The sequence below is a fragment of the Streptomyces sp. NPDC048496 genome (assembly GCF_043200055.1).
Lineage (GTDB): Bacteria > Actinomycetota > Actinomycetes > Streptomycetales > Streptomycetaceae > Streptomyces.
Map to the genome: position 1 here is coordinate 63,737 of NZ_JBICXB010000009.1, position 17,749 is coordinate 81,485.

19 protein-coding genes are annotated in these 17,749 nt (G+C 69.1%); 13 read left to right on the forward strand and 6 right to left on the reverse strand.

Annotated elements, in window-relative coordinates:
- Window positions 1–24: 24 nt before the first annotated feature.
- Complete coding sequence (gene tkt / locus ACGFSA_RS12425) at window positions 25–2,127, reverse strand: transketolase (protein WP_393303290.1); 2,103 nt, start codon at window positions 2,125–2,127, stop codon at window positions 25–27.
- A gap of 344 nt (window positions 2,128–2,471) precedes the next feature.
- Between tkt and ACGFSA_RS12430 the strand changes: the two genes are divergently transcribed.
- Both ACGFSA_RS12430 and ACGFSA_RS12435 read left to right on the forward strand, forming a co-directional pair.
- Window positions 2,472–3,425: a heme o synthase gene (locus ACGFSA_RS12430; RefSeq protein WP_393303292.1), complete on the forward strand. Its 954-nt coding sequence runs from the start codon at window positions 2,472–2,474 to the stop codon at window positions 3,423–3,425.
- A gap of 94 nt (window positions 3,426–3,519) precedes the next feature.
- Entirely contained in the window at window positions 3,520–3,879 is a 360-nt protein-coding gene (locus ACGFSA_RS12435; protein WP_393303294.1) for a hypothetical protein, read from the forward strand.
- Window positions 3,880–4,275: 396 nt separating this feature from the next.
- Here ACGFSA_RS12435 and ACGFSA_RS12440 read toward each other — a convergent pair whose 3' ends face one another.
- The 3 genes from ACGFSA_RS12440 to ACGFSA_RS12450 all read right to left on the reverse strand — a co-directional run bounded on the left by ACGFSA_RS12440 (window position 4,276) and on the right by ACGFSA_RS12450 (window position 7,056).
- Entirely contained in the window at window positions 4,276–5,289 is a 1,014-nt protein-coding gene (locus tag ACGFSA_RS12440) for a heme A synthase (protein ID WP_393303296.1), read from the reverse strand.
- A 76-nt stretch (window positions 5,290–5,365) separates the two neighbouring features.
- On the reverse strand, window positions 5,366–6,133 hold the full coding sequence (locus tag ACGFSA_RS12445; protein WP_366692919.1) for an ABC transporter permease: 768 nt from the start codon (window positions 6,131–6,133) through the stop codon (window positions 5,366–5,368).
- Window positions 6,130–7,056: an ABC transporter ATP-binding protein gene (locus ACGFSA_RS12450; protein WP_393303298.1), complete on the reverse strand. Its 927-nt coding sequence runs from the start codon at window positions 7,054–7,056 to the stop codon at window positions 6,130–6,132. Before ACGFSA_RS12450 ends, ACGFSA_RS12445 begins: the two co-directional genes overlap by 4 nt.
- A gap of 136 nt (window positions 7,057–7,192) precedes the next feature.
- Between ACGFSA_RS12450 and ACGFSA_RS12455 the strand changes: the two genes are divergently transcribed.
- The 9 genes from ACGFSA_RS12455 (at window position 7,193) to ACGFSA_RS12495 (ending at window position 14,286) form a co-directional block, all read left to right on the forward strand.
- Window positions 7,193–7,933 (forward strand): helix-turn-helix transcriptional regulator, encoded by a 741-nt coding sequence (locus tag ACGFSA_RS12455; RefSeq protein ID WP_393303300.1) that lies wholly within the window; start codon window positions 7,193–7,195, stop codon window positions 7,931–7,933.
- A complete protein-coding gene (gene sufB / locus ACGFSA_RS12460; protein WP_393303302.1) occupies window positions 7,930–9,351 on the forward strand; it encodes a Fe-S cluster assembly protein SufB in 1,422 nt (473 codons plus the stop codon). The genes ACGFSA_RS12455 and sufB overlap by 4 nt, the downstream gene beginning before the upstream one ends.
- 67 nt (window positions 9,352–9,418) lie before the next feature.
- Window positions 9,419–10,600, forward strand: a complete 1,182-nt coding sequence (gene sufD / locus ACGFSA_RS12465) for a Fe-S cluster assembly protein SufD (RefSeq protein ID WP_393303304.1) — start codon at window positions 9,419–9,421, stop codon at window positions 10,598–10,600.
- Window positions 10,600–10,917 (forward strand): bifunctional 3-phenylpropionate/cinnamic acid dioxygenase ferredoxin subunit, encoded by a 318-nt coding sequence (locus tag ACGFSA_RS12470; RefSeq protein WP_030919832.1) that lies wholly within the window; start codon window positions 10,600–10,602, stop codon window positions 10,915–10,917. Before sufD ends, ACGFSA_RS12470 begins: the two co-directional genes overlap by 1 nt.
- 7 nt (window positions 10,918–10,924) lie before the next feature.
- Complete coding sequence (sufC, locus tag ACGFSA_RS12475) at window positions 10,925–11,689, forward strand: Fe-S cluster assembly ATPase SufC (RefSeq protein WP_037691717.1); 765 nt, start codon at window positions 10,925–10,927, stop codon at window positions 11,687–11,689.
- On the forward strand, window positions 11,686–12,942 hold the full coding sequence (locus tag ACGFSA_RS12480; RefSeq protein WP_393303307.1) for a cysteine desulfurase: 1,257 nt from the start codon (window positions 11,686–11,688) through the stop codon (window positions 12,940–12,942). Before sufC ends, ACGFSA_RS12480 begins: the two co-directional genes overlap by 4 nt.
- 10 nt (window positions 12,943–12,952) lie before the next feature.
- Window positions 12,953–13,408: a Fe-S cluster assembly sulfur transfer protein SufU gene (sufU, locus tag ACGFSA_RS12485; protein ID WP_393303309.1), complete on the forward strand. Its 456-nt coding sequence runs from the start codon at window positions 12,953–12,955 to the stop codon at window positions 13,406–13,408.
- The gene (locus ACGFSA_RS12490) at window positions 13,405–13,752 is read left to right on the forward strand and encodes a metal-sulfur cluster assembly factor (RefSeq protein WP_037691711.1); all 348 of its coding nucleotides are present in this window, start codon (window positions 13,405–13,407) and stop codon (window positions 13,750–13,752) included. Before sufU ends, ACGFSA_RS12490 begins: the two co-directional genes overlap by 4 nt.
- A gap of 168 nt (window positions 13,753–13,920) precedes the next feature.
- Window positions 13,921–14,286, forward strand: a complete 366-nt coding sequence (locus tag ACGFSA_RS12495; RefSeq protein ID WP_393303311.1) for a VOC family protein — start codon at window positions 13,921–13,923, stop codon at window positions 14,284–14,286.
- 356 nt (window positions 14,287–14,642) lie between these two features.
- Here ACGFSA_RS12495 and ACGFSA_RS12500 read toward each other — a convergent pair whose 3' ends face one another.
- On the reverse strand, window positions 14,643–15,665 hold the full coding sequence (locus tag ACGFSA_RS12500; protein ID WP_393303313.1) for a hypothetical protein: 1,023 nt from the start codon (window positions 15,663–15,665) through the stop codon (window positions 14,643–14,645).
- A gap of 239 nt (window positions 15,666–15,904) precedes the next feature.
- Here ACGFSA_RS12500 and ACGFSA_RS12505 point away from each other — a divergent pair, with 239 nt between their 5' ends.
- Both ACGFSA_RS12505 and ACGFSA_RS12510 read left to right on the forward strand, forming a co-directional pair.
- Window positions 15,905–16,225: a DMT family transporter gene (locus ACGFSA_RS12505; RefSeq protein WP_393303315.1), complete on the forward strand. Its 321-nt coding sequence runs from the start codon at window positions 15,905–15,907 to the stop codon at window positions 16,223–16,225.
- The gene (locus tag ACGFSA_RS12510) at window positions 16,225–16,761 is read left to right on the forward strand and encodes a TetR family transcriptional regulator (protein WP_366692925.1); all 537 of its coding nucleotides are present in this window, start codon (window positions 16,225–16,227) and stop codon (window positions 16,759–16,761) included. The genes ACGFSA_RS12505 and ACGFSA_RS12510 overlap by 1 nt, the downstream gene beginning before the upstream one ends.
- A 66-nt stretch (window positions 16,762–16,827) precedes the next feature.
- Here ACGFSA_RS12510 and ACGFSA_RS12515 read toward each other — a convergent pair whose 3' ends face one another.
- Complete coding sequence (locus tag ACGFSA_RS12515; RefSeq protein WP_393303317.1) at window positions 16,828–17,697, reverse strand: winged helix-turn-helix transcriptional regulator; 870 nt, start codon at window positions 17,695–17,697, stop codon at window positions 16,828–16,830.
- Window positions 17,698–17,749: the final 52 nt, after the last annotated feature.

Genomic DNA, 17,749 nt, shown 5'->3' on the forward strand with positions numbered 1-17,749 from the left:
TCTCCTACTAGTCGTATAACGGCGTCAGCGCGCGGCGACGGCGAGAGATTCCCGCGCTGCGGCGGCAACGTGCTCACCGGTGAAACCGAACTCGCGGAAGAGGACCCTGGCGTCGGCCGAGGCACCGAAGTGCTCCAGCGAGACGATCCGGCCGGCGTCTCCGACGTACCGGTACCAGGTCAGCCCGATGCCCGCCTCGACGGCGACGCGGGCCTTCACGGACGGCGGCAGAACACTGTCCTTGTACTCCTGGTCCTGCTCCTCGAACCACTCGACCGACGGCATCGAGACCACCCGGGTCGGGATGCCGGCCGCCTGCAGCTCCTCGCGTGCCTCGACGGCGAGGTGGACCTCGGAACCCGTGCCGATCAGGAGGACCTGCGGCGCTGTGTTCTGCCCTTCGGGCCCTTCGGCCTCGAACAGCACGTAGCCGCCCTTGGCCGCGTCCTCGTTCGCCTCGTACGTCGGCACGCCCTGACGGGTCAGCGCCAGGCCGTGCGGGGCGCCCTTGCCGAACACCTTGGTGTAGCGGCGCAGGATCTCGCGCCAGGCGATGGAGGTCTCGTTGGCGTCGGCCGGGCGGACGATGTTCAGGCCCGGGATGGCGCGCAGCGAGGCCAGGTGCTCCACCGGCTGGTGGGTCGGGCCGTCCTCGCCGAGACCGATCGAGTCGTGCGTCCACACGTACGTCACCGGCAGGTGCATCAGCGCGGACAGCCGCACGGCGTTGCGCATGTAGTCGGAGAACACCAGGAAGGTGCCGCCGTAGATGCGGGTGTTGCCGTGCAGTGCGATGCCGTTCATGGCCGCGGCCATGGCGTGCTCGCGGATACCGAAGTGGATCGTGCGGCCGTACGGGTCCGCGCCCGGCAGCGGGTTGCCCGCAGGGAGGAACGACGACGTCTTGTCGATCGTCGTGTTGTTCGAGCCCGCGAGGTCGGCGGAGCCGCCCCACAGCTCGGGGATGATCTCGCCGAGCGCCTGGAGCACCTTGCCGGAGGCGGCGCGGGTGGCGACGCTCTTGCCCGGCTCGAAGACCGGAATGCTGTCCTCCCAGCCCTCGGGCAGCTCGCCCGCGGAGATCCGGTCGAACTCGGCGGCGCGCTCCGGGTTGGCGGTGCGCCACGCGGCGAACGTCTTCTCCCACTCGCCCTTGGCCTCGCGGCCGCGGTCCAGCGCCTCACGGGTGTGCGCGATGACCTCGTCGGAGACCTCGAAGGTCTTCTCCGGGTCGAAGCCCAGGACCTTCTTGGTCGCCGCGACCTCGTCCTCGCCGAGCGCCGAGCCGTGCGAGGCCTCGGTGTTCTGGGCGTGCGGGGCCGGCCAGGCGATGATCGAGCGGGCCGCGATGAACGACGGGCGCTCGGTCTCGGCCTTGGCCGCCTGCAGCGCCTGGAAGAGACCCGCGGGGTCCAGGTCGCCGTTCGGCAGCTGCTCGACGCGCTGGACGTGCCAGCCGTACGCCTCGTACCGCTTCAGGGTGTCCTCGGAGACCGCGGTCTCCGTGTCGCCCTCGATGGAGATGTGGTTGTCGTCCCACAGCAGGACCAGGTTGCCGAGCTTCTGGTGCCCGGCCAGCGAGGAGGCCTCCGCGGAGATGCCTTCCTGGAGGCAGCCGTCACCAGCGATGACCCAGACCATGTGGTCGAACGGAGAGGTGCCAGGGGCCGCCTCCGGGTCGAACAGGCCGCGCTCGTAGCGGGCGGCCATAGCCATGCCCACGGCATTGGCGACACCCTGGCCCAGCGGACCCGTCGTCGTCTCGACACCGGTGGTGTGGCCGTACTCCGGGTGACCGGGGGTCTTCGAGCCCCAGGTGCGGAACGCCTTGAGGTCATCGAGTTCCAGGCCGTACCCGGCGAGGTAGAGCTGGATGTAGAGGGTCAGGCTCGTGTGACCCGCCGAGAGCACGAAACGGTCGCGACCGGTCCAGTCCGCGTCGGCGGGGTCGTGCCGCATCACCTTCTGGAAGAGCGTGTACGCGGCGGGAGCCAGGCTCATCGCCGTACCCGGGTGGCCGTTTCCGACCTTCTGTACGGCGTCAGCGGCAAGGACGCGGACAGTGTCCACGGCCCGCTGGTCCAATTCGGTCCACTGGAGGTCTGTGGTGGTCGGCTTGGTGCTCACCCTGAGTCAGGGCTCCTCTCCACTGTTGTAAACCGGTGACTGGTGACCGCACCGGGCATCGTCGAGCCTACCCCCGACGCAACACGCATTTTCCGGGTGCTTTCCAGGGTGCGGGCGACCCGTTGAGTTCGCCTCCCGTATGAGCGCAACGGCTCACTTCTGCGTTACTCCGATGAGCGCCACTCCTTACTTATGCGCTCATCGGACAGGGCGCTTCTGCGCCACACCAACACGACGCCACCCCCGCGAAGAACGGCCTGTCCCCAACGTCTACAGTGGTCTGGTTCGCGCAAGTCTTTACTGGGCCTTCATGTCCGGAGCTTGCTGGGATTTCTCTGTCAGGGGTGTGCGTGACGGCCGTCGAGTCCCGACCCGCAGGGGTCGCCTTGACTCCGAGCCCAGGGGGCCATCGCCCGTTCGGGGCCCGTATCAAGGCATTCGTGGCACTGACCAAGCCGCGGATCATCGAGCTGTTGCTGATCACCACTGTTCCGGTGATGTTCCTGGCCGCTCAGGGTGTGCCCGACCTGTGGCTCGTACTCACTACCACCATCGGGGGATATCTCTCCGCGGGTGGCGCCAATGCGCTCAACATGTACATCGACCGCGACATCGACGCGTTGATGGACCGTACGTCGCAGCGTCCGCTGGTCACCGGCATGGTGAGCCCGCGCGAGTGCCTGGCCTTCGGTATTGCCCTCGCGGTGATCTCGACGGTCTGGTTCGGGCTGCTGGTCAACTGGCTGTCGGCGGCACTGTCGCTGGGCGCGCTGCTCTTCTACGTCGTCGTCTACACGATGCTGCTGAAGCGGCGCACCTCGCAGAACATCGTCTGGGGCGGCATCGCGGGCTGCATGCCGGTCCTCATCGGCTGGTCCGCCGTGACCGACTCGATGTCCTGGGCCGCGGTCATCCTCTTCGCCGTCATCTTCTTCTGGACGCCGCCGCACTACTGGCCGCTGTCGATGAAGGTCAAGGACGACTACGCCCGTGTCGGCGTACCGATGCTCCCGGTCATCGCGTCCAACCGGGTGGTGGCCCGCCAGATCGTCATCTACAGCTGGGTGATGGTGGCGGTGTCGCTGCTGCTGACCCCGCTCGGCTACACCGGCTGGTTCTACACGGCCGTGGCGCTGCTGACCGGCGGGTTCTGGCTCTGGGAGGCGCACGGCCTGCAGAACCGGGCGAAGGCCGGGGTCTCCGGTGCCAAGCTCAAGGAAATGCGACTGTTCCACTGGTCGATCACCTATGTGTCGCTGCTGTTCGTCGCCGTCGCGGTCGACCCGTTCCTGCGCTGACACCGTTTCGCTCCTGCCGACGGGCGGGGCACGTGGCCCATGCCACGTGCCCCGCCCGTCGCCAGTTGATCTACCCATCGGTAGCATCCGTTGCATGGCAGACACGGCAGAGACCCACCAGGTTGACGACAGGAAGCAGGCCGCCCGCGCGGAGCGCAGGGCAGCCAGGCTCGCCAAGCAGATCGGCGCCTTCGCCAAGGCGCACGGCGGCGCCGAGGGGCAGCTCGCCTACATCGGGCAGATGGGCACCCGCATCGTGCTGGTCGGCGAGGACGGCGGCTGGGGCGACCTGGTCGCACCCTCGTACGCGGTCGCCGAGCGTGCCACCGCGAAGGCTGGGATCACGATGCACGAGTCCTTCGACGGAGAGTTCGCCGCCAAGGTCCGCACCGGCCCGTACGAGTGGACGCGGATGGCCGGGATCCAGGTCGGTGGCCCCTCCAACAAGGGCTGAGCCGCCGCCCGGGACGCCTCCGGGCGCATCCCACGGGGCAGGAGCAACACCTGACACCGGGGTCACCCGTGAGGACGGGTACACCCACGTCGTCGCAGGGAGCTCCGGATGACCGGCGCACTGCCCGTGGCGGATCCGGTCGACCAGCACTGCCACGGGGTGCTCCGCACCGAGCTGGGACCGCCTGCGGGCGGACGCTGCAGCTGCGCACCACCGGCCCCCGGCGGACGGCCGGATTCGCCGCCGCGACGGCCGGGCTCGGCAGGGTGCTGGGTGGCGGACGGCGCGTGGTCGCGCACTGACGCCACGCGGGTCGCCGCGACGATCGCGTCCGGCAACGCGGGAAGCGTGCGTGCCAGGGCGTGGCCGCCCGATCAGAGGTCACCCGACAGGATCTCAGCCGGCGGTTGCGGGCTCCGGGGTCTCCGCGGCGGGGGCGGGCACCGGGGCGGTCGTCACCGGGCGCTCGCGCAGCGAGAGCAGAACCCGCACGACGGCGATCCACACCAGGCACGAACCGAGCATGTGCAGCCCGACCAGGATCTCCGGGGTGTCGGTGAAGTACTGCACGTACCCGATCACACCCTGCGCCATCAGCACCAGGAAGAGATCACGGGTGCGGTGCAGCGGACCGACCGGCGCGTCGACGGCCTTCAGTACGAACCAGAGCGCGACCGTCAGCGCCACCACGACCCAGGCCAGGTCCGCGTGGAGCTGCGCGATCATCTTCCAGTCGAGCGGGATGCGGTGGACGTCGCTGGAGTCGCCCGCATGCCGTCCGGCACCCGTCACGACGGTGCCGACGGCGATCAGCAGGCCGGCCGCGGCCACCAGCAGCCAGGTCAGCTGCGAGATCGCCTTGCCGACCAGCGGACGCGGCTCCGCGTCGCCCTCCCGAACCCGCTGCCAGGTCACGACGGCGACCGTGAGCAGCGCGGTGGAGAGCAGGAAGTGCGCCGCGACGGTGTACGGGTTGAGGCCGACCAGCACGACGATGCCGCCGAGCACGGCGTTGCCCATGACCACCCAGAACTGCGCCCAGCCGAGCCGGGTGAGGCTGCTCCGCCAGGGCCGCGCGGAGCGGGCCGTGATGATCGCCCAGCCGACCGCCGCGCACAGCACGTAGGTGAGCATCCGGTTGCCGAACTCGATGGCGCCGTGGACGCCCATCGCGCTCGTCGCCGTCAGGGACTCGTCGGTGCACTTGGGCCAGGTGGGGCAGCCGAGACCGGAGCCGGTCAGCCGCACCGCACCGCCGGTGACCACGATGACGACGGCCATCACGACGGCCGACATCGCCGCGCGGCGGACCGTCCGGGGGGACGGGGTCCAGCGTTCGGCGATGTAGAGGAGCGGGTTCCGCGCGGCTTGAGCGACTTCGGCTCGGGTCAGCTTGGGCACGCGCACCATCGTAAGCGGCGGCTTGTGCAAGCTTTCACGAGGGGGACGAGTTACCTCGAAACGTCATGCGGCACGTCGCCGCCGGTCATTCCCAGCGGAAGAATTTCGCCGCCGCGCCCAGCCCGAGCACCGCCCAGACCGCGAGGATTCCGAGATCGCCCCACGGCATCGAGGCACCGTGCTGGAGTACGTCCCGCAGCCCGTCGGACAGGGCCGCGATCGGCAGCAGCCCCAGCACGGACTGCGCCGCGTCCGGGAACTTGTCCAGCGGCACGATGACCCCGCCGCCGACCAGCAGCAGCAGAAAGACCAGGTTGGCGGCGGCGAGCGTCGCCTCCGCCTTCAGCGTCCCGGACATCAGCAGGCCGAGCCCGGAGAACGCGGCGGTGCCGAGCGCGAGCAGCAGCAGGACGGCGAGCGGGTTGCCGTGCGGCGACCAGCCCAGCGCGAACGCGATCACCGTCAGCAGCACGACCTGCAGCACCTCGGTGACCAGTACCGCGAGGGTCTTCGCGGTCATCAGCCCCCAGCGGGGCAGCGGTGAGGCACCGAGGCGCTTGAGCACGCCGTATCGCCGCTCGAAGCCGGTCGCGATGGCCTGGCCGGTGAAGGCGGTGGACATCACGGCGAGCGCGAGAATGCCCGGCGCCAGGAAGTCGACGGACCTGCCCGCGCCGGTGTCCACGATGTCGACGGCGCTGAACAGCACCAGCAGCAGCGTCGGAATGATCACCGTGAGGAGCAGCTGCTCGCCGTTGCGCAGCAGCATCCGCGTCTCCAGCGCGGTCTGCGCACCGATCATGCGGGGCAGCGGGGCGGCACCGGGCCGCGGGGCGTACGTACCGGCGCTCATGCGCGCAGCTCCTTGCCGGTCAGTTCCAGGAAGACGTCCTCCAGGGTGTGACGCTCGACGGAGATGCCATCGGGCATCACGCCGTGCTGCGCGCACCAGGAGGTGACGGTGGCCAGCAGCTGTGGGTCGACCTGGCCGGTGATGCGGTACGTGCCGGTGGTCGGCTCGGCCGCCTGCGTGCCGTCGGGCAGCGCCTTCAGCAGCGAGCCGAGGTCGAGACCGGGGCGGCCGGTGAAGCGCAGGGTGTTCTCGGCGCCGCCGCGGCACAGCAGCTCCGGGCTGCCCTGGGCGATGACCCGGCCCGCGTCGATGATGGCGACATCGTCGGCGAGCGCCTCGGCCTCGTCCATGAAGTGGGTGGTGAGGACGACCGACACGCCGTCGGCGCGCAGCTCCCGTACGAGATCCCAGGTGGAGTGGCGGGCCTGCGGGTCGAGGCCCGCGGTCGGCTCGTCCAGGAACACCAGCTCGGGGCGGCCGACGACGGCCATCGCCAGGGCGAGGCGCTGCTGCTGGCCGCCGGAGAGCCGGCGGTACGTCGTCCGGCCGCAGCTGCCGAGACCGAGACGCTCGATCAGCGCGTCGACGTCGAGCGGGTGGGCGTGCAGTTTCGCCATGTGGCGGAGCATCTCGTCGGCGCGCGCCCCGGAGTAGACGCCACCCGACTGCAGCATCACGCCGATCCGGGGGCGGAGCTCCGCGGCGTCGGCGACCGGGTCGAGGCCGAGGACGCGTACGGTCCCGGAGTCGGGGCGGCGGTAGCCCTCGCAGGTCTCGACGGTGGTGGTCTTGCCGGCGCCGTTGGGGCCGAGGACGGCGGTGACCGCACCGGTGCGTATGCCCAGGTCGAGGCCGTTCACGGCGGTCTTGGCGCCGTACCGCTTCACCAGGCCACGGATCTGCACGACCGGCTCGTTCTTCATGGCCGGTAAGTCTAGGCAGCGGCCCGGCGGACGAGTCCCCGGGGGCCGGATTAGGTAACCCTTAGTGACGAACTCCACCGTTGATCGTTTCGGACCGTGGTTGTCAGGGCCGGAGGAATTACGCAACAATGGCGTTGTGAAATACCAGGGCGAGGCTCGGCAGGAGGAACTCGCGACCGGCGAGCGCTCGACGCGCAACAGGGTCGCGCGCTCCATCCTGGACCACGGCCCGTCCACCGTCGCCGACCTGGCGAAGCGGCTCGGACTGACCCAGGCCGCCGTCCGCCGCCATCTCGACGCCCTCCTCTCCGACGATGTCGTCGAGGCCCGCGAACAGCGGGTGTACGGGGCGCGGACCCGCGGCCGTCCGGCCAAGGTGTTCGCCCTGACCGACTGTGGCCGGGACGCCTTCGACCAGTCCTACGACAAGCTTGCCGCCGACGCTCTTCGCTGGATCGCCGAGACCGCGGGCGACGACGCGGTCGCCGCCTTCGCCCGTGCCAGGACCGCCGCCCAGTCGGTGGCCTACCGCAAGGCGATGGAGGCCGCGGACCCCGAGGAGCGCACCGAGGCGCTGGCCAAGGCCTTGTCCGCCGACGGGTACGCTGCTACGGCGCGCAGCGCGCCGGGCCCCCAGCAGGGCGAGCAGTTGTGCCAGCACCACTGCCCGGTCGCCCATGTCGCCGAACAGTTCCCGCAGCTGTGCGAGGCGGAGACGGAATTCTTCTCCAGTCTGCTCGGGACCCATGTGCAGCGGCTGGCCACCATCGCCCACGGCGACGGGGTGTGCACGACGTTCGTACCGCGCGGCGGACCCCCAACCGCACAGACCACCACATCAGCATCTGCAAGCACGGCCGGGAGGAACCCCGCATGACGCTCCCCACGGAGACTACCCACCCTGAGCTCGAGGGTCTGGGTACGTACGAATTCGGCTGGGCCGACTCCGACGCGGCAGGCGCGGCGGCCAAGCGCGGCCTCTCCGAGGCTGTCGTACGTGACATCTCGGCGAAGAAGAACGAGCCCGAGTGGATGCTGAAGCTCCGCCTCAAGGGCCTGCGGCTGTTCGACAAGAAGCCCCTGCCGAACTGGGGCTCGGACCTGTCGGGCATCGACTTCGACAACATCAAGTACTTCGTGCGGTCCACCGAGAAGCAGGCGGAGTCCTGGGAGGACCTGCCCGAGGACATCAAGAACACGTACGACAAGCTCGGCATCCCGGAGGCGGAGAAGCAGCGCCTGGTCGCCGGTGTCGCCGCGCAGTACGAGTCCGAGGTCGTCTACCACCAGATCCGTGAGGATCTGGAGGAGCAGGGCGTCATCTTCCTCGACACGGACACCGCGCTGAAGGAGCACCCGGAGCTCTTCAAGGAGTACTTCGCCACCGTCATCCCGGTCGGCGACAACAAGTTCGCCTCGCTGAACTCGGCCGTGTGGTCCGGTGGCTCGTTCATCTACGTGCCGAAGGGTGTCCACGTCGACATCCCGCTGCAGGCCTACTTCCGTATCAACACGGAGAACATGGGCCAGTTCGAGCGGACGCTGATCATCGTCGACGAGGACGCCTACGTCCACTACGTCGAGGGCTGCACCGCGCCGATCTACTCCTCGGACTCGCTGCACTCCGCCGTCGTCGAGATCATCGTGAAGAAGGGCGGCCGCTGCCGCTACACGACGATCCAGAACTGGTCGAACAACGTCTACAACCTGGTCACCAAGCGCGCCGTGGCGTACGAGGGCGCGACCATGGAGTGGGTCGACGGCAACATCGGCTCCAAGGTCACCATGAAGTACCCGGCCGTCTATCTGATGGGCGAGCACGCCAAGGGCGAGACGCTCTCCATCGCCTTCGCGGGCGAGGGCCAGCACCAGGACGCCGGATCCAAGATGGTCCACATGGCGCCGAACACCTCCTCCAACATCGTCTCCAAGTCGGTGGCGCGAGGCGGCGGCCGTACCTCGTACCGCGGCCTGGTCGAGATCGGCGAGGGCGCCGCGGGCTCCAAGTCCAACGTGCTGTGCGACGCGCTCCTGGTCGACACGATCTCCCGCTCCGACACGTACCCGTATGTGGACGTCCGTGAGGACGACGTGTCCATGGGTCACGAGGCCACTGTCTCCAAGGTCTCCGAGGACCAGCTCTTCTACCTGATGAGCCGCGGTCTGACCGAGTTCGAGGCCATGGCCATGATCGTGCGCGGCTTCGTCGAGCCGATCGCGCGCGAGCTGCCCATGGAGTACGCGCTTGAGCTCAACCGGCTGATCGAGCTGCAGATGGAGGGCTCGGTCGGCTAACACGGCCTAGCACAGCCTGACGACCGAATCCCCGACTTTGACAGAGAAAGCGAGCACTACGACAGCCATGGCTGAGGCCCAGAACATTCCGGCGGGGTCCACCACCACCGGGTCCATCGCGGTGGCCGCCGAGTCGACCGTCGCCACGCGCATGAGCGCGCCCCCGTCCTTCGACGTCGCGGACTTCCCGGTTCCGCACGGCCGCGAGGAGGAGTGGCGGTTCACGCCGCTGGAGCGGCTGCGCGGCCTGCACGACGGCACGGCCGTCGCGACCGGTGGCGCCGTCAAGGTCGAGGTGGACGTCCCCGAGGGCGTCACCGTCGAGACCGTCGGCCGCGACGACGCGCGGCTCGGCAGGGCGGGCACCCCGGTGGACCGCGTCGCCGCCCAGGCGTACTCGTCCTTCGAGAAGGCCTCGGTCATCACGGTCGCCAAGGAGGCCGTGCTCGCCGAGCCGATCCGGATCGCCGTGCACGGTGAGGGCGGTGTGGCCTACGCCCACCAGGTCATCGAGCTGGGAGCCTTCGCCGAGGCCGTGGTCGTCATCGACCACACCGGTGACGCGGTCGTCGCGAGCAACGTCGACTACGTCCTCGGTGACGGTGCGAAGCTGACCGTCGTCTCCGTCCAGGACTGGGACGACACCGCCGTCCACGCCGCTCAGCACAACGCGCTGATCGGCCGGGACGCCACCTTCAAGTCGATCGTCGTCACCTTCGGCGGAGACCTGGTCCGCCTCCACCCGCGGGTCTCCTACGCGGGCACCGGCGGCGAGGCGGAGCTCTTCGGTCTGTACTTCACCGACAGGAGCCAGCACCAGGAGCACCGTCTCTTCGTCGACCACAACACCCCGCACTGCAAGTCCAACGCCGTCTACAAGGGCGCGCTCCAGGGCGACGGCGCGCACGCGGTGTGGATCGGCGACGTGCTCATCCAGGCCAGGGCCGAGGGCACCGACACCTACGAGATGAACCGCAACCTCGTCCTCACGGACGGCGCGCGGGTCGACTCGGTGCCGAACCTGGAGATCGAGACCGGCGAGATCGTCGGCGCCGGTCACGCCTCCGCGACCGGTCGCTTCGACGACGAGCAGCTCTTCTACCTGATGTCCCGCGGCATCCCGGCCGAGGACGCCCGCCGGCTCGTCGTGCGCGGCTTCTTCGCCGAGCTGGTCCAGCAGATCGGTCTGCCGGACGTCGAGGCCCGTCTGCTCGACAAGATCGAGGCCGAGCTGAAGGCTTCCGTCTGATGGCCTTCGTCAAAGTCTGTGCGCTGAGCGAGCTGGAAGAGGACACCCCGAAGCGGGTGGAACTCGACGGAACGCCGGTCTCTCTCGTCCGTACCGAGGGGGAGGTGTTCGCGATCAACGACATCTGCTCGCACGCGAACGTCTCCCTGTCCGAGGGAGAGGTCGAGGACTGCATGATCGAGTGCTGGCTGCACGGCTCCAGCTTCGACCTGCGCACCGGCAAGCCGTCCGGCCTTCCCGCGACGCGCCCCGTCCCCGTATACCCCGTCAAGATCGAAGGGGACGATGTGCTCGTCTCCGTCACCCAGGAGTCCTGAGTCACCCATGGCAACGCTTGAAATCCGCGACCTGCACGTCTCCGTCGAGGCCGACAACGCCACGAAGGAGATCCTCAAGGGCGTCGACCTGATCGTGAAGCAGGGCGAGACCCACGCCATCATGGGCCCCAACGGGTCCGGCAAGTCGACCCTCGCGTACTCCCTCGCAGGTCACCCCAAGTACACGATCACCAGCGGCACGGTGACCCTGGACGGCGAGGACGTCCTCGCGATGACCGTCGACGAGCGCGCCCGCGCCGGCCTGTTCCTGGCCATGCAGTACCCGGTCGAGGTCCCCGGTGTCTCGGTCTCCAATTTCCTGCGCACCTCCGCCACCGCCGTCCGCGGCGAGGCGCCCAAGCTGCGCACGTGGGTGAAGGAGGTCAAGGAGACGATGGCCGACCTCCAGATGGACCCCGCGTTCGCCGAGCGCAACGTCAACGAGGGCTTCTCCGGCGGTGAGAAGAAGCGCCACGAGATCCTTCAGCTGGAGCTCCTCAAGCCGAAGGTCGCGATCCTCGACGAGACCGACTCCGGCCTCGACGTCGACGCCCTGCGCGTCGTCTCCGAGGGCGTCAACCGGGTGCGCGAGACCGGCGAGGTCGGCACGCTGCTGATCACGCACTACACGCGGATCCTCCGTTACATCAAGCCCGACTTCGTGCACGTCTTCGCCAACGGCCGTATTGCCGAGTCCGGCGGCGCCGAGCTCGCCGACAAGCTGGAGAACGAGGGCTACGAGGCATACGTGAAGGGTGGCGCTTCCGCGTGACACAGCTGCCGGGCCTCCTCGACACCGAGGCGATCCGCAAGGACTTCCCCCTGCTGGATCGTACGGTCCACGACGGGAAGAAGATCGTCTACCTGGACAGCGCGGCGACTTCGCAGAAGCCGCGCCAGGTCCTCGACGCGCTCAGCGAGTACTACGAGCGGCACAACGCCAATGTCCACCGCGGCGTGTACACGATCGCGGAGGAGGCCACGGCGCTGTACGAAGGCGCCCGCGACAAGGTCGCCGCCTTCATCAACGCGCCGAGCCGCAACGAGGTGATCTTCACCAAGAACGCCTCGGAGTCGCTCAACCTCGTTGCCAACATGCTCGGCTGGGCCGACGAGCCCTACCGGGTGGACCACGAGACCGAGATCGTCACCACGGAGATGGAGCACCACTCCAACATCGTGCCGTGGCAGCTGCTCGCGCAGCGCACCGGTGCGAAGCTGAAGTGGTTCGGCATCACCGACGACGGCCGTCTCGACCTGTCGAACATAGACGAGATCATCACGGAGAAGACGAAGATCGTCACCTTCACGCTGGTCTCCAACATCATGGGCACGATCAACCCGGTCGAGAAGATCGTCCGCCGCGCCCAGCAGGTCGGCGCGCTGGTCTGTATCGACGCCTCGCAGGCCGCCCCGCACATGGTGCTCGACGTGCAGGCGCTGCAGGCCGACTTCGTGGCCTTCACCGGCCACAAGATGGTCGGCCCGACCGGCATCGGCGTGCTCTGGGGACGGCAGGAGCTCCTGGAGGACCTGCCGCCGTTCCTCGGTGGCGGCGAGATGATCGAGACCGTGTCGATGCACTCGTCGACATACGCCCCGGCGCCGCACAAGTTCGAGGCGGGTACGCCCCCGATCGCGCAGGCTGTCGGCCTCGGCGCGGCCGTGGACTACCTCTCGGCGATCGGCATGGACAAGATCTTCCAGCACGAGCACGCGATCACTGAGTACGCGGTGAAGCGCCTCCTGGAGGTCCCGGACCTGAAGATCATCGGTCCGTCCACCGCGGAGGACCGCGGCGCCACGATCTCCTTCACGCTCGGCGACATCCACCCGCACGACGTGGGCCAGGTCCTCGACGAGCAGGGCATCGCGGTCCGGGTCGGACACCACTGCGCACGGCCGGTCTGCCTGCGGTACGGAATTCCTGCGACGACGCGCGCGTCGTTCTATCTGTACTCCACGCCCGCCGAGGTCGACGCCCTGGTGGACGGTCTGGAGCACGTACGGAACTTCTTCGGCTGAGGGTTGACTGGTGAAGCTTGATTCGATGTACCAGGAAGTGATCCTGGACCACTACAAGCACCCCCACGGGCGCGGCCTGCGGGACGGCGACGCCGAGGTGCACCACGTCAACCCGACGTGCGGAGACGAGATCACGCTCCGGGTGAAGTACGACGGCGAGACCATCGCCGATGTGTCGTACGAGGGCCAGGGCTGTTCCATCAGTCAGGCCAGCGCCTCGGTGATGAACGAGCTGCTGGTCGGCAAGGAGCTGGGCGAGGCGCAGAAGATCCAGGAGACCTTCCTGGAGCTGATGCAGTCGAAGGGCCAGCTCGAGCCGGACGACGCGATGGAGGAGGTGCTGGAGGACGCGGTCGCGTTCGCCGGCGTCTCGAAGTACCCGGCCCGGGTCAAGTGCGCGCTGCTGAGCTGGATGGCGTGGAAGGACGCGACGGCGAAGGCGCTGTCCGAAGGGAAGATGGCATGAGCGATCACGGTACGCCGGAAGTACTGACCACCAAGCCGGCCTCCGAAGAGGAGGTCCGCGAGGCGCTGTACGACGTCGTCGACCCCGAGTTGGGTATCGACGTCGTCAACCTGGGCCTGATCTACGGCATCCACATCGACGACGCCAACATCGCCACCCTCGACATGACCCTGACGTCCGCGGCCTGCCCGCTGACCGATGTCATCGAGGACCAGGCGAAGTCCGCGACCGACGGCCTCGTCAACGAGCTGCGGATCAACTGGGTCTGGATGCCGCCGTGGGGCCCGGACAAGATCACGGACGACGGACGCGAGCAGCTGCGCGCGCTCGGCTTCAACGTCTGATCCTCTGCGCTTCCGAACGGCCTCCGGCTCGAGCCGGAGGCCGTTCGGCGTTGTTCGTCCGCCGGTCGCGCCTTCCGCTCCGTCTGGTTCACCGTCAACGGCCGACGGACGAGCGCGGCTTCGCGATTCGGTGGCGAACGGCCATGACCGCCGGGCAGACTGGCGGTCATGGCCGTTTCCTTTTACTCCATCGTCGTCGACGCCCACGATCTGCCGTCACAGGCCCGGTTCTGGTGCCGGGTGCTCGACTGGACGGTGCTCTTCGACGCCGACGACGAAATCGTCATCGGCGCCGACAAGGACGCCGTGCCCGGCATCACCTTCGTTCCCGTACCGGAGGAGAAGACGGTCAAGAACCGGCTGCACATCGATCTCGCCCCCGACGACCAGGCCGTGGAGGTCGCGCGGATCATCGGCCTCGGGGCCACCCGGCCGGACGTCGGCCAGCCCGCCGATGTGGGCTGGGTGGTGCTGGCGGACCCCGAGGGGAACGAGTTCTGCGTGCTGAGCCCGAAGAACTCGCTCATCGACTAAGAGCCTGTCGGGTGACCTCTGATCGGGCGGCCACGCCCTGGCACGCACGCTTCCCGCGTTGCCGAAATGCCCTAGTAGCTCCGCTACGAGGACCTTCCAGCGCCTTGGAATCGCACGCACCAGACCGCGTCCGCTTTCCGATCGAAGGTCACCCGACAGGCTCTAAGACCGACCGGCACATGGGAGGCGGCGTCGCGGGGCTGGGCACGCACATCTGCGGCGTTGTCGTCAGTCAACAACTCCCCCATAGCCCTGAAGGCATGGGGGGACCCCCTTCGCCTTGCAGCTGCACGCACCCAGCCCGCTCCTGCTCCCACCCCCCATGTGCCGGTCGGTCTGAGCGGCGTGACCCGCGCTCACGGACCGAACTGCGGGGGCGCGGCGGCTGCTTCGGCGAGGACCGGGCCCAGGTTCTCGTTGCGCATCCGCCGGTCCACGTACAGCAGCCCGATCACCAGCTGCGGGAACGTCGCCGAGACGAGCTGGCCGATCAGCTGGCCCAGCAGCATGACCACCAGGTAGCCGCTCACGGCGACGATGACGGCCGCGACGCTCGGTTCGGAGTCCAGGTTCGCTGTGCCGACCACGCCCGGGAACAGGCCGAGGAACGAGAACGGCATCTGGATGATGTAACTCGCCACCGCCGCCATGATCAGCGCCAGCAGCGAGATGCCGAAGATCCGCCACCAGTCGCCGCGCACCAGCTGCGAGGAGCGGCGCAGCGCCGAGACCGGGCCCTGTTCCTCGAAGACGACGGCGGAGGGGGCCAGGGAGAACTTCACCCAGAGCCAGGCCGCCAGCGGGAACGTCGCCAGGGCGCCGAGGAAGCCGAGCGGGATCAGCGCCGTGGCGCCGGACCCGGCGTCCAGGCCGATGGCCGCGACGATGGCGGACACCACGGCGACAATCATGAAGACCAGGGGGATCAATGTGATCAGCCCGGTCAGGATCACCGTGCCGATGACCGCGGGTACGCGCGCCCAGGCCCGGCGCCAGATGATGCCGAACGTGGTCCGCCGCCCCAGGACCGCGTCCTGCAGGACCGCCGGTACGGTCGCGTACATCATGGCGGTGCCGATCATGAGCGACAGAAGAGCGACCAGCCAGACGGCGCCGAAGGCGATCATCAGCGGGGCGATGTCCTCCGTGGGCGCGCTCTCCTCGGCGGAGAGCTCGACGACCCGGTGCAGATGGTCGCTGACCGCGGAGTACGCGATCGCGACCGCCGCGCCGACCACGACGACGGCCCCGCCGTACACGGCCGCACCTATGCCGAACAGTTGCTTCCAGTAGCGGCCTATCGTGGAGAACGCGCCGTTGATGATGTCCCCGAGGCTCAGCGGCGCGAGCGGTATCACCCCTGGCTTCGGCGGCGGCATCCAGCCGCCCCATCCCGGCGGTCCGGGGGGTCCTCCGTACGGCACTCCTCCGTACGGCGGGCCCCCGGGACCGCCGCCCCACCCTGCGTCCTGCGTCACTGCTGCTCCGTCGTGTCGGGGTCCATGTGCTGGCCGGGACACGGTAGCGCTCCTGGTGGGGCAGCGGATCCCTTCTGCGCACCACTCTGCGCACCACGGTATGTGTACGAGTGTACGCATCGATGCGTACACTCGTACACATGGGATACGGACTGCTGGCCGCGGCCATAGCGGCGGAGGTGGCCGGGACGACGGCCATGAAGTACAGCGAGGGCTTCACCCGGCTCTGGCCCTCGCTCATCACCGTCGTCGGCTATCTGCTCGCCTTCTCGCTGCTCGCACAGACCCTGAAGACGGTGTCCATGGGCACCGCCTATGCCATCTGGGCCGGGATCGGCACGGCGGCGGTCGCCGCCATAGGGGTCTTCTTCATGGGCGAGTCCGGAAACCTGGTCAAGGTGGCGGGCATCGCGCTGATCATCGCCGGTGTGGTCGTGCTCAACCTGGGTGGAGCGCACTGATGATCCGCCGGTACGACCCCGAGCGGCGCGGTCGCATCATCGATGCGGCGATCCGGGTGGTCGGTACCAAGGGCATCGCGGGGCTCAGTCACCGTTCCGTCGCCGCGGAGGCGGATGTGCCGCTCGGCTCGACGACGTATCACTTCGCCTCGCTCGACGAGCTGCTGGTCGCCGCGCTGCGCCGCTCGAACGAGAATTTCTCCCGGGCCATGCGGGAGAGCGAGGCCCTTCTCGCTCCGGACGCGGATCTCGCCGAGGCGCTGGCCCGGCTGCTGGGGGAGTGGTTCTCCGGCGGGCGCGGGCGCCTGGAGCTGGAGTACGAGCTCTACCTCGCGGCGCTGCGCCGGCCCGTCCTGCAGCCGGTCGCCGCCGAGTGGACGGATGTCACCGCCGAGCTGCTGGCCGGGCGCACCGACCCGGCCACCGCGCGGGCACTGATCGCGCTGATGGACGGGATCTGTCTGCAGGTGCTGCTGACGGGCGGGAGCTACGACGCGGCGTACGCCCGGGAGATGCTGGCGCGGATCATCGGCTGACCGCGTCGGCCGCCCCGGGGCGTCGGCAGGTCCGGCGGCGGGCGGCCCCGGGCGGGCGCCGGGATGTCAGCGGCGGACCGCCGCCAGGGCCGCCTGCACGCTCGCCTCGATGTCCGTGATCGGATACTGCGCCTCGCGGACCGTCCGGTCCCGGTCCACCACCACGGTCAGCCGCTTCAGCCGGCTGACTCCCGCCGCCCGGAACGTCGGCAGTCGCAGCGCCGCCGCCAACTCCAGTTCCGCGTCGGACAGCAGCGGGAAGCGCAGCCCCTCCGCGTCCGCGAACGCCCGCTGCTCGTCGGGGCGTTGGGTGGACACTCCGTGCACCGTCGCCCCCGCAGCGGTGAACTCGGCCAACTGGTCACGGTACGTGCAGGATTCGAGGGTGCAGCCGCTCGCGCCCGGGATCTCGGCCCAGCCCGGCGGGTAGGCGTCCCGGCGGGCGTACGCGCCGGGGAAGCAGTACAGGACGGTGTACGGGGTGTCGGCGACCGGGTCGCGCAACACGCCGTCGTAGTCGAGGAGTTGCAGCTCCGGCAGGCGGGTGCCCACCAGGGCGTGCACCCGTGCCGCCTCCTTGGACGTCTCCGTGGCCGTCGCCATCGTCTCCCCTTCTCCCATCACCCAGGTGTCGCCCCAGTCCTGGAGCGCGATCAGTACCGGCAGCAGCGCGCGGCCGCGCGGGGTGAGCCGGTACTCGTACCGGACCGGGCGGTCCTGGTACGGATCCCGGGACAGCACGCCCGCGTCCACCAGCAGCCGCAGCCGCTCGGTGAGCACCTTGCGGGACATGCCCAGCTCGTGCTGGAGCGCGTCGAAGCGGTGCACCCCGCGCGCGGTGTCGCGCACGATCAGCAGGGTCCACCAGTCGCCGACGACATCGAGGGCCTGGGCGATCGCGCAGTCGGCGTCGGACAGGCTGGTGCGCTGCGGCATGACTTCGTCTTCTTCCGTTCTTGCTCGTGCCGAGGCCGCCCCTTACCGGATT